A 13,907-nucleotide genomic window follows, 5' to 3' on the forward strand; every position below is an offset into this window, starting at 1 on the left:
TTGCCGCCCCCTGACCTATAACGCCGCAGCCCCATCCATAAAAATAACCGGAGACAAGCATGAGCCACCCTATTTTCAAATTTGCCCGACGCAAGCTTCTATTGGCCAGTTTGGCCGCCCTCGCCACGCTGGCCGGCGGCGCTGCCCAGGCCCAGAGCTACCCCAACAAGCCGATACGCCTGCTGGTCGGCTACACCGCCGGCGGCGGCGTGGATGCGATGGCACGCATGCTGGCGCCGCGCCTGTCGACCCTGCTGGGCCAGCCCGTGGTGGTGGAGAACCGATCGGGCGCCTCCGGGCTGATTGCCGGCGACGCCACCGCCAGGGCCACGCCAGACGGCTACACCCTGATGCTGGCCGACAGCTCGATACTGATCGCGCAGTACCTGCAGCCACGCATGACCTTCGACCCGGTCAAGAGTTTCACGCCTGTGGCGAGTCTGTTCACGCTGCCGCTGGTCATCATCACCGGCAACAACTTTCCGGCCAAGACGCCCAAGGAATTTGTCGCGCTGCTCAAGGACAACCCGGGCAAATATTCGTATGCCACCTCCGGCGTGGGAACGGTGCACCACCTGGGCTTTGAAATGTTCAAGGGCCAGACCGGCGCCTTCGTGGTGCACATCCCCTATCGCGGCGCGGCGCAGATCGTGTCGGATGTGATGAGCCATCAAGTACCTATCGGCGTGGTCAGCGCCACCTCGGCGATTGCCCAGGCCAAAGCCGGCAAGCTGCGCGCGCTGGCCATCATGAGTCCGGTGAAACTGGCGGGCGCCGAAGACATCGCCCCGCTGGCCGACGCCCTGCCCGGCTTCGACGCGGCGCCCCGCCTCTTCCTGCTGACAGCCGCCGGCACGCCGGCCGCTGTGGTGGAGCGGCTCAGCGAAGCCAGTCGCAGCGTGATGGCCGCGCCCGACATGGTGCATGCTGCCGCCCTGCAAGGCGCCGTGCCGGCCTTTATCCCCGCTGCACAAATGGCCACCCACATGCCGCGCGAATCGGCCCAGTGGGGCAAGGTGGTGCGCGAGCAGAAGATCACCGCCGAGTGAGGAAATTTCCGGCAGGTCTCAAATTATTTCAAATCACAGCAGAGCAAACTCGTTAGGATGACGCCCTTAGGAGAGAAGCCCCCATGCCCGTGATTACCAATATTGAAGACCTGCGTGTTCTGGCGCAAAAACGCGTGCCGCGCATGTTTTACGACTACGCCGATTCCGGCTCGTGGACGGAAAGCACTTACCGCGCCAACGAGGCCGACTTCCAGACCATCAAGCTGCGCCAGCGCGTGGCCGTGAACATGGAGAACCGCAGCACGGCCAGCAAAATGGTCGGCATTGACGTGAAGATGCCGGTGGCCATCGCACCCGTTGGCCTGACGGGCATGCAGCATGCCGACGGCGAGATCAAGGCGGCGCGGGCGGCGGAGAAGTTCGGCATCCCTTTCATCCTCTCGACCATGAGCATCTGCTCCATCGAGGATATTGCCGCCAACACGCAGCGGCCCTTCTGGTTCCAGCTCTACATGATGCGCGACCGCGAGGCCATGGCGGCGATGATAGAACGCGCCCGCAAGGCCGGCTGCGACGCGTTGGTCTTGACGCTGGATCTGCAGGTGATCGGCCAGCGCCACAAGGACCTGAAGAACGGCCTGACCGCCCCGCCCCGCCCCACCCTGGCCAACATCATCAACCTCATGACCAAGCCGCGCTGGTGCTTAGGCATGGCCGGCACGCGGCGGCGCACCTTCGGCAACCTGGTCGGCCATGTCAAGGGCGTGAGTGACATGAATTCGCTAGCCTCCTGGACCAACGAGCAGTTCGACCCGCGCCTGTCCTGGGCGGACGTCGCCTGGGTCAAGGAAAAATGGGGCGGCAAGCTCATCCTCAAGGGCATCCAGGACGTGGAAGACGCACGCCTTGCGGTGCAAAGCGGTGCCGATGCCATCGTCGTGAGCAACCACGGCGGGCGCCAGCTCGATGGCGCGCAAAGCAGCATCAACGCGCTGCCAGCCATTGTCGAAGCGGTGGGCTCGCAGACCGAGGTGTGGATGGACGGCGGCATACGCTCGGGCCAGGATGTGCTCAAGGCCTGGGCGCTGGGCGCCAAGGGCACGCTGATTGGACGGGCCATGGTCTACGGCCTGGGCGCCATGGGCGAGGCCGGCGTGACCAAGGCGCTGCAGATCATCCACAAGGAGCTGGACATCACAATGGCATTTTGCGGCCACACGGATATCAACACGGTAGACAAAAGCATTCTGCTGCCCGGCACTTATTGAGCCTGAGCCAGGCCGGCCAGTTTCAACGCTGGCCAGCAGGCCTGGCGGGCACCGTCTGCAAATACGCATACAGCGCCTGGGCATCGACATCGTTGAGTTCACGCAGCGAGTCAAATGGCATCACCGTGATGGCGCTGCCATCGGGGCGCTTGCCGCTGCGCAGCATGGCGACGAACTGGCCGGCATCCTTGTAGCGCACCATGGCGCTGCCTTCGCCCGGCGTCAGGTTGGCCGCTGGCGCCCAGTCGGGCGGCGTGCCCGGAATCTTGCCGCCTGACAGGCCGGCGCCATGGCAGCCTATGCACATATTCGCCACATAGGCGCCGTGCGCCGCGTTCACCCCTTCTGCCACCGGCTGGGCTGGCGGCAGCGAGTGGTCTATCTTTTGCGCCGCGTCTTCAATGGCGCCCAAGCCATAAAGCAGTTTGACCGGCAGGGACAGTTGCAGCTGCGCCGGCCCACCCGTTGCGGCAGGCAGACTGCGCACATAGGCCACCAGCGCCGCCACGTCGGCATCGGTGAAGCGGTTGTAGTCTTCGCTGGGCATGATGAACAGGGGGCGGCCATCAGGCTTGACACCGTGGCGCAGCGTGCGCACCCAGTCTGCTGGCGTGTAAGCCGCCACCACATTGCCGGCACCCGGCGAGATATTGGGGCTGACCAGGCGCAAGCCCCGGCCATCGTTGATGAACTCGCGACCGGCGCCACCACTGCCGTGGCATTCGGCGCAGCCGCGCGTGTTGAACAGGTACTGGCCGCGTGCCAGGGCGGCGCCATCACCTGCGGCAACCGACACGGCCAGCGGCTGAACATTCACCTTGATCTGGCGCTGGCCCTTGCGCTCGGCCAGTTGGCTGCCCAGCACGACCGCCCCCGCCGCCAGCAGCGCCAGCGCGCCCAAGCTGCCACCCACCCATTTGATCCATCGCTTCATCACCCGGCTCCTTTTTGTCGATCGCCAAGGAAGGCTGTTGCGTGCTGGCCCGGCGCCGACTTTTGGACCAGGGAAGACTCTAGGAGCCGGAGCTGGCCTTGTCAATAAGGCCAGCCGGCGGGCGCGAAGATGGGTGTGTGTAAACGTTTACGCCGAAAGACACGATCAATAAAAAACCCAGGAGTGCTGAGCGGCCGGACAGCCTATCAATCGAGCGAGAGCTGGCGCTCGCGAATCAGTTTGTGCCAGAACTTCGTTTCATTTTGCACAAAGCGGGCCAGATGCGGACCATCAGAGGGCGTCACCTCTAGGCCGAACTCTTCCAGCCTGGCCTTGAGCTCGGGCACCACGATGGCTTTTTGCATTTCGGCCGACAGCCGCTCCACGATGTCCGCCGGCGTGCCCTTGGGCACATACAAACCTTGCCAGGCCACGGCCTCGAACTTGGACAAACCGGATTCCGCCAGCGTAGGTACATCGGGCAATGAGGCAATCCGTTTGGGCGACAGCACCGCCAGCGCGCGTACCTTGCCGGCGCGAATCTGGGCCAGGCCGCCGGCGGTATCGACCACCATCATGGGCAGTTGCCCACTGATCACATCCTGGATCGCCATGGCCGTGCCACGGTAGGGCACATGCACGATGAAGCTGCCGCTGCGCTCCTTGATCAGCTCCATGGCCAGATGGTGCGGGCTGCCGGCGCCGGGCGAGGCATAGCTATAGACGCCGGGCTTCTTCTTCACCTCGTCCAGCCATTGGCGGGCACTGGTGAAGGGGCTGTTCGGGTTGACCACCAGGATCAGCGGAAAGCCGGCCATGAAGCCCAGCGGCGTGAAATCGTCCGGGCTATAAGGCAGCTTCTTGTAGAGCGCGGTGTTCAGCACCATGGCGCCGTTGTCGCCGGTGACCAGGGTGTAGCCGTCGGCCGGCGACTTGGCCGCCACATCGGTGCCTATGATGCCGGCCGCGCCGGGGCGGTTGTCAATGACGATGGACTGACCGAGCTGCTTGCCCATTTGCACAGCAAGATTGCGCGCCAGAAAATCCTGCCCCCCGCCGGCCGGATAGGCAATCACCCAGCGCAGCGGCTTGTTCGGATAGGCTTTCTGGGCCAGAGCGGGCGAGCTGGCCAAAGTGATCGCGGCGGCGCTGCCCAAGGCGGCCTGTAGCACGGAACGGCGGGACAAGGAGGCTGAAAGGGTCACAAGAAATCTCCGGAAAAGTTGAGAGCCAAGAAACGGCTGGCACACCGCCAAGGGCCATGCCAGTTTTCCTCAGCCGATTGTGCCCTCGCCATCGGCAAGGTGAGCGGCAGGCGCGCAATTCTGAAGGTAGCCGGCTACTGTCCGACTCCTCCTGCAGCCGAAAGATTATGTGGGCCGCGGCGTGGATGAGGTCTATGTCGACTTCGGCACCGTGCCCGGCAGGCCGTTCCCGGCTGCCGCTGCGTCAGTTGCACACCCGCGCTATGCTTGACGTGTGAGCGCTCCTTCCCCATCAACACCCTCGAAAATCCGCCGCATCGCCCACCTCGACATGGACGCTTTTTTCGCGTCGGTCGAGTTGCTACGCTATCCGCAGCTCAAAGGCCTGCCGGTGGTTATAGGCGGCGGGCGGCGCAAGGTCGATGAAGCCCTGCTGGCCGACCCTGAGCGACAGCCGCGCTTCATCCCCATCGCCGAGTTTCCGCTGCTGAAAGACTACGTGGGCCGCGGCGTCATCACCACAGCCACCTATGCCGCGCGCCAGTTTGGCGTGGGCTCGGCCATGGGCATGATGAAGGCCGCCAAGCTGTGCCCGCAGGCCCTCGTGCTGCCGGTCGATTTTGAAGAGGTGCGCCGCTACTCGCGCCTCTTCAAATCCACCATCACCGAGATCGCGCCGCTGATGCAGGACCGCGGCGTGGACGAGGTCTACATCGACTTCACCGAGGTGCCCGGCGGCCAGCGTGAAGGCGGGCGCGTGCTGGCGCGGCTGATCCAGAAAAGCATTCTTGAAAAGACCGGCTTGACCTGTTCCATCGGCGTGGCGCCCAACAAGCTGCTGGCCAAGATGGCCAGCGAGTTCAACAAGCCCAATGGCATCTCAATCGTTCATGAGGCCGACCTGCAGACGAAAATCTGGCCGCTCAATGTGCGCAAGATCAACGGCATAGGCCCCAAGGCCGGCGAGAAACTGGCCAGGCTGCATGTGCACACCATTGGCGAGCTGGCCGCGCAAGACCCACAATGGCTGGTGGCCAACTTCGGCAAGGCCACCGGCGCCTGGATGCATGAAGTCGCCTGGGGCCGCGACGACAGCCCCGTGGTGACGGAAAGCGAACCCGTCAGTATGAGCCGCGAAACCACCTTCGAGCGCGACCTGCACGCGGTGCGCGACAAGGCGGCGCTGGGCGCCATCTTCACCGAGCTGTGCAGCAAGCTGGCCGAAGACCTGCAACGCAAGGGCTACGTCGCAAAAACCCTAGGCATCAAACTGCGTTATGACGATTTCAAGATTGCGACACGCGATCAGACGGAGCAGCACTACACGGCCGACGCTGCCAGCATCCGCAAAATCGCCGGCCAATGCCTCAAACGGGTGCCGCTGGCGCGGCCGCTGCGCCTGCTGGGCGTGCGCGCCAGCGCCCTGGCGAAACTTGGCAGCGCCGAAACTTTAGAGTCAAATACGGCTCTAGCCCGTACCAGTCGTGCGCAAACAGCTACTGATTCAGTAGCAAATAGCACACCATCGCTGTTCTGAGCGCCTTATTTTGCGGCCGGCACGCCGGTATCACGGCAAGCCGCTGGACGCCCTTAGCCCGCAACGTGGTGTGTCGCCTGCAGCCGGAAGCGCCCTAGGCGCAACGGCTCAGTCCAGCCCGTCGAAATCCGCGTCGTCCGGCCCGATGTGGGCGGGCGAGCGCCAGCCGGCGTCGCGCATGGAACGCGCCACCTGTTTTTCCACGCCCATCAGCACCGCGAACAGCGCCATGCGCACCGGAATGCCGTTGTCGGTCTGGCGGAAAATCGCCAGTCGGGGATCGTGGTTCAGGTCCACGCTCAGGTCGTTCGCACCCGGCCGGCCATCGCGCGGCAGCGGGTGCATCAGAATGGTGTCGGGCTTGCAGACCGCATCCACCAGCGCCTTGCGCACCTGGAACTCTGGCGTGTAGCCCTCGATCTCCTCGCCCGCAAAGCGTTCTTTCTGGATGCGGGTGGCATACACCACGTCCGCACCGCGCAGACCCTCTTGCAGCGACTGGGTCTGCTCGATCACATGGCCGTGGCGCGCCACCAGTTCCAGCAGATAAGCCGGCATCTCCAGCGAGGGCGGCGCGATCAGCGTGAACTTCAGGTTGCGGTAAAGCGCCAGCAGCCGGATCAGCGAATGCACGGTGCGGCCGTATTTCAGGTCACCGACGATGGCCACATGGGTGCCGTCGACCAGCTTGCCCATGCGCGAGAACTCGCGCTGTATGGTGTAGAGGTCGAGGATGGCCTGGCTAGGATGTTCGCCCGGGCCATCGCCGGCATTGATCACCGGGATGTTGGTGGCCCGCGCAAATTCGGCCACCGAGCCCTGATCGGGATGGCGCACCACCAGCGCATCCACATAACCACTCATCACGCGGCTGGTGTCGTAAATCGACTCGCCCTTGGCCATGGACGAAAAGGTGAAACCCGTGGTGTCGCAGACCGTGCCGCCGAGACGACAAAAGGCCGCGCCAAAGCTCACCCGGGTGCGGGTGCTGGCTTCGAAAAAAAGGCTGCCGAGCACGGCGCCTTCAAGAATACGTGTCACCTTTTGGCGCCGCGCGATGGGCTGCATGATGTCGGCGACCTGGAACAGGTCTTCCAGGCTACCGCGGTCGAACTGCGCGACCGACAGCAGATGCGGCTTGCCCTCCGCCGCGATACGCTGGCCTATGGTGCGGTCGTCTGCCGCGCCCCCGGCCACCGCCGCACCCAGGGCTTCACGCTGCAGGATTTCAGCGACAAATTTGCCCACCATCTCCGGCATGGCCCGCGACTCGCCCGAGTCGTCCGGCAGCAGCCAGGTGTCAAGTGCGCGGCGGCGAACACCCAGCCTTTCGGAAAAAGCATCACGGGTGAGGTTGAGGCGACGCATGGCGTCGCGCAGTAGGTCTTGTTGCTGGCTCATGGCAAAAAGTATACGCCACGAGCCTTTATTTTCTTTGAATATTTACGCATTGCGTATATCTTTAAAGAAAAATGGAGGCTCACCGCTTGGGCACACCGCCCTGCCACTGCGGCCAGTTCTGCACGATGTGGTCAACCACGCGGCTACCGACCTGCGCTACGTTCTCCACCGTCTCGGCAAAGCCGCCTGCGGTTTCGCCCGGTGCCGGGTCCAGGTGCTGCAGCGTCGTTTCCTTGGGATTGCCCTGGTCGAAATTGACCGCGCCGCGCAAACTCATGATGCGGCTAATGCCATGCGTGCGCTGGATCACCAGCGTGAGGGAGGCGGCTTCCATTTCGGTGATGGTGTAGTCGTCCGCGCCATAAAGCTTGGCGATGTACTGCGCCTGCTTGGACATGCCCGGGCCATGAAAAAAGGTGTCGCCCGTCATGTGTGTGCCGGTGGAGACGGAAGGCGCGCGGCGTGCGGCGGCGTCGGGGTAGCGCAGCCGGTATTGACGCGCTTGGTCTGAATCCTTGAGCGGCATGTCGACCGTCAGGTTCATGGCCCAGTTGACCAGGACCGGGTTGAGCTGGAAGCGGCGGTAGTCCTCATAACCCTTGCGCGGCATGAAGGTCGGCTCGCCCGCCTTGTTTTCCTCAGGCGCCCAGCGATGGCCCAGGTCGTAGTCCACCAGCCAGGTCGCCCAGCTGACATCGCCAATGGTGCCGCGCGAGGGCGGCGTACCGGCCACGCCCGACAGCACGTAGTAAGCCTTGGAAAAATCCAGTTGCGGGTTCAGCAAAATCGCCTGCATGGATGAGGAGGAATTGACCTTGCCCATGCCCAGCACCGCGCCGCAAACGCCGTCGGCATTGCAGTAAACCGGGTTGAGCGCGCCCGGCACCGTGATCGGCTTGGCGCCCTTCCAGTAGCGCTCATACCAGTGCTGGAACTCGCCGGCGCGGTCGCCGCTGTTCTGGCCGATCTCGAACATCGCAGCCACAAACACCTTGACCTGAACCGGTTGGGCCGCGCGCGTCTCACGCGTATCAGGCACCGAGGCACAGCCGGCGGCCATGGCCACCAGCCCACACAAGGCCAGCCAGCGGGCGCCTTTCAAGCAACGAGTCAACATGATTTCTTTCTCCCTAAAACGAAACAGGCGCAAGAGCTGCGCCTGAAAAAGACTGAACACACCTCGCCACGGCGACATAGGGTATTCCACAAGCTGGAATTGTCGCCCAAAGGCCGCGCTGCCGCCGATCCGCCCTAGCGTGGACATCGCGCTGACATGGCTTTGACATATGGCTCAACTATAAAAAAGGCCAGTTCATTCTTAAACAAGGTTTTGATTTCATGTTTCCTGCCAATCGTCGCGGTTTCGTCATGGGTCTGGTGGCTGCGGCATCCACCAGCGCCCTTCACGCCCAGGCCACGCTTGCCGGCCAGCCACGAACGCTGCCGCCCTTGCCCGCGGCCAGCGGCACCGCCCTGGCGAGCGATCGCCGCTACTGGGCGGCGGTGCAGTCGCTCTACACCGTGACCCCGAAAACAGTGAACCTGGAAAACGGCTACTGGGGCCTGATGGCCGACCCGGTGCGCGCCGAATACCAGGCCAAGACCGACATGGTGAACCGTGAAAACTCCTATTACGCCCGCGCGCAGTTTGGCAAGGACAGCGCCCAAACGCGCCAGCTGCTGGCCAGTGCCGTCGGTGCTGCGCCCGAGGAAATTGCCTTCACCCGCGGCGCCACCGAAGCCCTGCAACTGCTGATAGGCGGCTACAACAAGCTCAAGGCCGGCGACACGGTGCTGTTTGCCGATCTGGACTACGACTCCATGCAGTACGCCATGAACTGGCTGAAAGAGCGGCGCGGCGTGAATGTGGTCAAGTTCGCCATTCCCGAGCCCGCCACGCGCGAGGCGGTGCTGCAAACCTACCAACAAGTGCTGGCCAACAACCCCAGGGCCAAACTGCTGCTGCTCACCCATGTCAGCCACCGCACCGGGCTGGTGATGCCGGTGGCCGACATCGCCGCTATGGCCAAGGCGCGTGGCGTGGACGTGGTGCTGGACGCGGCGCATTCCTGGGGCCAGGTCGACTTCAAGATAGCGCAACTGGGCGTGGACTTTATCGGTTTCAACCTGCACAAGTGGATAGGCGCGCCGCTGGGCCTGGGCTTTTTGTACATCGCCCAGGGCCGGCTGGCCGACATAGACCGCGCCATGGCCGACGAGGACTGGCCCAGCGACGACATCCGCTCGCGCGTGCACAGCGGCACCTACAACTTTGCCGCCCTGCTGACCCTGCCCAAGGCGCTGGCCCTGCATGCAGAAATCGGCCCCCAGGCCAAGGCCCAGCGTTTGCGCTACCTGCGCGACTATTGGGTCAGCCGTGCCCGCACGCTCAAGGGCGTAGACATCCTGACGCCCGATGAGCCCGGCATGGTGGCGGGCATCACCTCTTTGCGCCTGGCTGGCCACAGCACGCCAGAGCAGAGCAAGGCACTGGTGGCGCAACTGCGCGACCGCTACGGCATCCTGACGGTTCAGCGTGGCGGCGTGGCCAAAGGCCCTTGCCTACGCATCACCCCGGCGCTGTACACCACGGAGGCCGACCTGGACCGCTTTACCTCTGCCCTGAGCGCCATCACCGCCGCCTGATGCGCCCAGGCGGCGGCCTAAAAAAATAGGGCCTGGCGGTGTTGACAGTACCTTTCACGAAACTTACAGTGAAAGTACTGCACGGAGGTTTTATGTCCAGCCCGTCCCGTCACCACCCCTGGCACCGCATCACGCTGGCGCAATTGCAGCGCCTCAAGGACTGGCGGGTGGCGCAGCGCAAGGCGCATCCGGTGGAATGCCAGGTCTGGGAAGCCGTGCTGACCTGCTGGATCATGGGCTGGATAGGCTGGTTGCCCGCCTATGCCTTTGAGGCGTCCTGGGCTTATCCGCTCTGCGTGCTGGGCATGCTCACACCGCGCTGTTATGTGCACTGGCGCGAGCGCGCCCATGAAGCCGCGCGTCTCAGGTGTGACTGGCTAAATCTGGTGAGCTGAGCAGGTCTGGCTTGCGCTGCAGGCCGCCACCACGCAGCAATCACTTGCGCATCGAGTCGAGCTGTTCGCCCTTGCTCTGCACCTGCTGCGCCTTCGCGTAGCTCTCGATCAGCAACTGGTACTCGGGGAATATCTTGGTATAGATCTCGGCCCACTGCAGGGCATCGTCGCGGTGCCAGGTTTTTTGCAGCTCCGAGGCCACCGCCGCCGTGTCCATGGGCACCACACCAGCCTGCACCACACGCGCCAGCGTGATTTCCTGCGCCATCTTGGAGTAAGTGCCTGAGGCATCAACCACCACAAACACCTTGTAACCCTCGGCCACCGCGCTGATCGCCGGGAAGGCCATGCAGACGCTGGTGATGGTGCCGGCGATGATCAAGGTCTTGCGGCCCGTGGCCTTGACCGCGGCGACAAAGTCCGCGTTGTCCCAGGCATTGATTTCACCTTTGCGCGCCACGTATTTGGCGTGCGGGGCATTCTCGTGGATCTCAGGGATTAACGGGCCGTTGGGCCCTTGCGGCACGGACGCGGTGGTGACCACAGGAATCTTGCACAGCGTTGCCATCTTGGCCAGCGCGGCGGCGTGCGCACGCAGTTTGGGCATAGGCATGTCGTTCACGGTCTGGAACAGGCCGCTCTGATGGTCGATCAGCAGCATGGCTGCGTCGTCGGGATCTATGACGGGACGCTGGCCATTGAAGTTGGCCACATTTGGAAAATTACTCACGGCATTTCTCCTTTAAGAATGATGAAAAAATCCCCAGGCCCTAGCCCTGCGGTGTCCGCGTCGGCAGAGGCCGCGTGATGGTTTAGCCCTTGTCGTAGGAAAACTGGATGCCCGCCGTGCCGCCGGTTTCTATGAAAAGATTCATGAAGGCCGGCACGGTTTCCGTGCGCGCCCAGTCGCGCTGCAGTTCGCAGAACAGCTGAACCACGCTGATCATCTTGCCGCCGGCCTGTTCGATGCGGCGCAATGCCGCTTCATGCGCGGCGACCGAGGTGCCGCCAACCGCGTCGGCCACCACGTAGACCTCGTAGCCCTCATCAATCGCATCGAGCGCGGGAAAGGTCAGGCAGGCCTCGGTCCACAAGGCCGTCATGATCAGTTTCTTGCGTCCCGTGGCCTTCACGGCCGCGCGGAACTCGACGTCTTCCCAGGAGTTGATGGTGGTGCGGTCATAGGTGGGCACGCCTTCTAGCGCCTTCCTCAGTTGCGGAATCGGCGGCTTATTGAGGCCGGACTTGACGTTGACGGTGGAGTGCACGATGGGCAGGCCGTAGGCCATGGCGGCCTTGGAGGCGCCAACGATGTTGTTGATCAGCAATTGCCGGTCCATGGAGGCGATCGAATTCACCTGCACGGGCTGGTAGTCGATGATCACAAAGGCCGCGTTCTTGGGCGTGAGCAGATTGTCCTTGACGGGGTCGCGGATGGGTTCACTGGCCATGATGGTCTCCTGACATTCATTGACATGTGCTGAAGCGCAGCACCGCTTTTGCCCGCAGGCAGATCCCCAGCGGCCTCGCCACCGGACCGAACGCGCTACGCAGACGCATGCCCTGCCCATCAGGCGATGCTTTGCCCCCCGAAAATCGCCATGTAGAACAAAGTCGAAGGAGGCAGCTTAAGGACTGGGATTGGCGATGTCTAGGCTGCCAAGCGCACACGCCGTGCTCTCAAAAAGGAAATTCATGCGCTTTGCGTGAAACCCTGCGGTCTGGCGTCTCAGGTGTGACTGCCTGTATCTGACGGGCTGAATTACAGTGCGGGCATGAACCCCCTCACCTGCTTTCAGCTCAGCATCACCGACCACATCGCGCACCTGGTGCTCAGCCGCCCGGAGGCGATGAACACCATGAACCCGACCTTCTGGCGCGAACTGGATGCGGTGCTGACGCAGATCCACCAGGCCGGTGAGGCGCGGGTGCTGGTGATCTCCAGCAGCGGCAAACATTTCAGTGCCGGCATGGCACTGGAAACCTTTGCCGGCGCCATCGCCATGGACGACCAGAGCCCCGAAGGCCGCGCCGCCATCTTCGACCTGCTGAGCGACATGCAGGCGACCTTCACGAAACTGGAGAACTTGCGCATCCCGGTGATTGCCTCCATCCAGGGCGGCTGTATAGGCGGTGCGGTCGACATGGTGACCGCCTGCTGCATTCGCTATGCCAGCGCCGAGGCTTTTTTCTGCATCCAGGAAATCAACATCGGCATGGTGGCCGATGTGGGCACCATTCAGCGCCTACCCAAACTGGTGCCGCTGGCGGTGGTCAAGGAGTTGGCCTATACCGGCCGCCGCCTCTCTGCACAAAAGGCCTTGGGCTATGGCCTGGTCAACGAGGTGTTTGCATCGCAAGAAGCCATGCTGGCCGGCGCGCTGCAATGCGCTGCGGAGATTGCAAGCAAGCCGCCGGTGGCGATCTGGGGCACCAAGCAGGCCATTCACTACGCGCGCGACCACCCGGTGGACGATGCGCTGAAACAAATGGGCTGGCTACAGGGCGCGATCTGGAGCAACCAGCATGTGCGCGAGGCGGTCAGCGCCATGAAGGACAAACGGCCGGCCAGCTTTCCAGCCCTGTCCGCTCTCAAAAATTTTAGCGATTCAGGGCTCTAGCGCTTACTGGTCATGCGCATTCAGCTATATTATTTATAGCAACTACTGGCGCGCCGTGCGGATATTGGCCGGCAAGCCCTGCGGGTGGCTGGTGCGAAACGGGTTGATGTCCAGCCCGCCGCGGCGCGTGTAGCGCGCATAAACCGACAGCTGCAGCGGCTTGCAGCGCGCCCAGACATCCATAAAGATGCGCTCCACGCACTGCTCGTGAAACTCGTTGTGGTTGCGAAAACTCACCAGGTATTGCAGCAGGCCTTCCTGGTCAATCTGCGGGCCGCTGTAGCTGATGCGCACGCTGCCCCAGTCGGGCTGGCCGGTCACCAGGCAATTGCTTTTCAGCAGATTGCTGGTCAGCACCTCGCTCACCGGCGGCTCGTCAAAGGCGGCAGTCAGCAGCTCGGGCGCCGGCGTGTAGCGCGTGCATTCGATATCCAGCCTATCCAGGTTCAGGCCGTCCAGCTCATGCACCGGCTCGCGGTCGAACAGCTCGGGCAGCAGCAGCTTCACGCCCACGCTGGAGGCGTTGGGCGCACCGCGCCAGGCGGCTTCGCTGATATCGGCGCGCAGCCGCGCCTGCACCTCAGCGGCATCGGCAAAGCGCGTGTTGTTAAAGCTGTTGAGGTAGAGCTTGAAGGACTTGCTCTCGACGATATTGGGCGTTTCGCAGGGCACGGTGAAATGCGCCAGCGCCACCTGCGGCTTGCCGCGCAGATTGAGCCAGCTCAGCTCAAAGGCGGTCCACAGGTCGGCGCCAAAAAACGGCGGCGTGCCGCTCACGCCTATCTCCAGGCGCTTAGCCAGGCGCGGAATCGGGAACAGCAGCGAAGCGTCGTACTGGTCGACATAGGCCGAGGCCTTGCCCAGTTGTGAGTGTTCAGGGAGGTTCATGG

General features: G+C 63.3%; 13 protein-coding genes. 6 read left to right on the top strand and 7 right to left on the bottom strand.

Features of this window, described 5'->3' with window-relative positions; translation table 11 throughout:
* The first annotated feature begins 59 nt into the window (after nt 1–59).
* On the top strand, nt 60–1,049 hold the full coding sequence (locus BM160_RS04165; protein ID WP_092000938.1) for a Bug family tripartite tricarboxylate transporter substrate binding protein: 990 nt from the start codon (nt 60–62) through the stop codon (nt 1,047–1,049).
* 83 nt (nt 1,050–1,132) lie between these two features.
* The gene (locus BM160_RS04170) at nt 1,133–2,278 is read left to right on the top strand and encodes an alpha-hydroxy acid oxidase (RefSeq protein ID WP_092000941.1); all 1,146 of its coding nucleotides are present in this window, start codon (nt 1,133–1,135) and stop codon (nt 2,276–2,278) included.
* Nucleotides 2,279–2,300: 22 nt separating this feature from the next.
* Here the strand turns inward: BM160_RS04170 and BM160_RS04175 are convergent, their stop codons facing one another.
* Nucleotides 2,301–3,212, bottom strand: a complete 912-nt coding sequence (locus BM160_RS04175; protein WP_092000944.1) for a c-type cytochrome — start codon at nt 3,210–3,212, stop codon at nt 2,301–2,303.
* A gap of 206 nt (nt 3,213–3,418) precedes the next feature.
* Complete coding sequence (locus tag BM160_RS04180; RefSeq protein ID WP_255368625.1) at nt 3,419–4,417, bottom strand: Bug family tripartite tricarboxylate transporter substrate binding protein; 999 nt, start codon at nt 4,415–4,417, stop codon at nt 3,419–3,421.
* Nucleotides 4,418–4,691: 274 nt separating this feature from the next.
* On the opposite strand from BM160_RS04180, the gene BM160_RS04185 reads away from it, so the two are divergent.
* On the top strand, nt 4,692–5,954 hold the full coding sequence (locus tag BM160_RS04185; protein ID WP_092000947.1) for a Y-family DNA polymerase: 1,263 nt from the start codon (nt 4,692–4,694) through the stop codon (nt 5,952–5,954).
* A gap of 108 nt (nt 5,955–6,062) precedes the next feature.
* On the opposite strand, the gene BM160_RS04190 is transcribed toward BM160_RS04185, so the two are convergent.
* A complete protein-coding gene (locus BM160_RS04190; RefSeq protein WP_092000950.1) occupies nt 6,063–7,355 on the bottom strand; it encodes an aspartate carbamoyltransferase in 1,293 nt (430 codons plus the stop codon).
* A gap of 79 nt (nt 7,356–7,434) precedes the next feature.
* Nucleotides 7,435–8,472 carry a purine-nucleoside phosphorylase gene (locus BM160_RS04195; RefSeq protein ID WP_092001265.1) on the bottom strand — a complete coding sequence of 346 codons (1,038 nt, stop codon included), beginning with the start codon at nt 8,470–8,472 and terminating at the stop codon, nt 7,435–7,437.
* A 221-nt stretch (nt 8,473–8,693) separates the two neighbouring features.
* Between BM160_RS04195 and BM160_RS04200 the strand changes: the two genes are divergently transcribed.
* Complete coding sequence (locus tag BM160_RS04200; RefSeq protein WP_092000953.1) at nt 8,694–10,001, top strand: aminotransferase class V-fold PLP-dependent enzyme; 1,308 nt, start codon at nt 8,694–8,696, stop codon at nt 9,999–10,001.
* A gap of 92 nt (nt 10,002–10,093) precedes the next feature.
* Complete coding sequence (locus BM160_RS04205) at nt 10,094–10,396, top strand: hypothetical protein (protein WP_092000957.1); 303 nt, start codon at nt 10,094–10,096, stop codon at nt 10,394–10,396.
* A 40-nt stretch (nt 10,397–10,436) separates the two neighbouring features.
* On the opposite strand, the gene BM160_RS04210 is transcribed toward BM160_RS04205, so the two are convergent.
* Complete coding sequence (locus BM160_RS04210; RefSeq protein WP_092001268.1) at nt 10,437–11,057, bottom strand: isochorismatase family protein; 621 nt, start codon at nt 11,055–11,057, stop codon at nt 10,437–10,439.
* A gap of 151 nt (nt 11,058–11,208) precedes the next feature.
* Nucleotides 11,209–11,847, bottom strand: a complete 639-nt coding sequence (locus tag BM160_RS04215; protein ID WP_092000959.1) for a hydrolase — start codon at nt 11,845–11,847, stop codon at nt 11,209–11,211.
* Nucleotides 11,848–12,171: 324 nt separating this feature from the next.
* Between BM160_RS04215 and BM160_RS04220 the strand changes: the two genes are divergently transcribed.
* Complete coding sequence (locus tag BM160_RS04220) at nt 12,172–13,017, top strand: enoyl-CoA hydratase-related protein (RefSeq protein ID WP_092000961.1); 846 nt, start codon at nt 12,172–12,174, stop codon at nt 13,015–13,017.
* Between the two features lie 42 nt (nt 13,018–13,059).
* Here BM160_RS04220 and queF read toward each other — a convergent pair whose 3' ends face one another.
* Nucleotides 13,060–13,905, bottom strand: coding sequence for an NADPH-dependent 7-cyano-7-deazaguanine reductase QueF (queF, locus tag BM160_RS04225; RefSeq protein ID WP_092000965.1), 846 nt, complete (start codon nt 13,903–13,905; stop codon nt 13,060–13,062).
* Nucleotides 13,906–13,907 lie beyond the last annotated feature (2 nt).

The sequence above is a fragment of the Polaromonas sp. OV174 genome (genome assembly GCF_900112285.1).
Lineage (GTDB): Bacteria > Pseudomonadota > Gammaproteobacteria > Burkholderiales > Burkholderiaceae_C > Polaromonas.

Excerpts from the sequence above, each read along its gene's own strand:
- BM160_RS04210 (WP_092001268.1), bottom strand. The coding sequence starts at position 11,057 with ATGCTGCTGATCGACCATCAGAGCGGCCTGTTCCAGACCGTGAACGAC.
- BM160_RS04170 (WP_092000941.1), top strand. The coding sequence starts at position 1,133 with ATGCCCGTGATTACCAATATTGAAGACCTGCGTGTTCTGGCGCAAAAA.
- BM160_RS04165 (WP_092000938.1), top strand. The coding sequence starts at position 60 with ATGAGCCACCCTATTTTCAAATTTGCCCGACGCAAGCTTCTATTGGCC.
- BM160_RS04220 (WP_092000961.1), top strand. The coding sequence starts at position 12,172 with ATGAACCCCCTCACCTGCTTTCAGCTCAGCATCACCGACCACATCGCG.
- BM160_RS04215 (WP_092000959.1), bottom strand. The coding sequence starts at position 11,847 with ATGGCCAGTGAACCCATCCGCGACCCCGTCAAGGACAATCTGCTCACG.
- BM160_RS04200 (WP_092000953.1), top strand. The coding sequence starts at position 8,694 with ATGTTTCCTGCCAATCGTCGCGGTTTCGTCATGGGTCTGGTGGCTGCG.
- BM160_RS04195 (WP_092001265.1), bottom strand. The coding sequence starts at position 8,472 with ATGTTGACTCGTTGCTTGAAAGGCGCCCGCTGGCTGGCCTTGTGTGGG.
- BM160_RS04190 (WP_092000950.1), bottom strand. The coding sequence starts at position 7,355 with ATGAGCCAGCAACAAGACCTACTGCGCGACGCCATGCGTCGCCTCAAC.
- BM160_RS04175 (WP_092000944.1), bottom strand. The coding sequence starts at position 3,212 with ATGAAGCGATGGATCAAATGGGTGGGTGGCAGCTTGGGCGCGCTGGCG.
- BM160_RS04205 (WP_092000957.1), top strand. The coding sequence starts at position 10,094 with ATGTCCAGCCCGTCCCGTCACCACCCCTGGCACCGCATCACGCTGGCG.
- queF (WP_092000965.1), bottom strand. The coding sequence starts at position 13,905 with ATGAACCTCCCTGAACACTCACAACTGGGCAAGGCCTCGGCCTATGTC.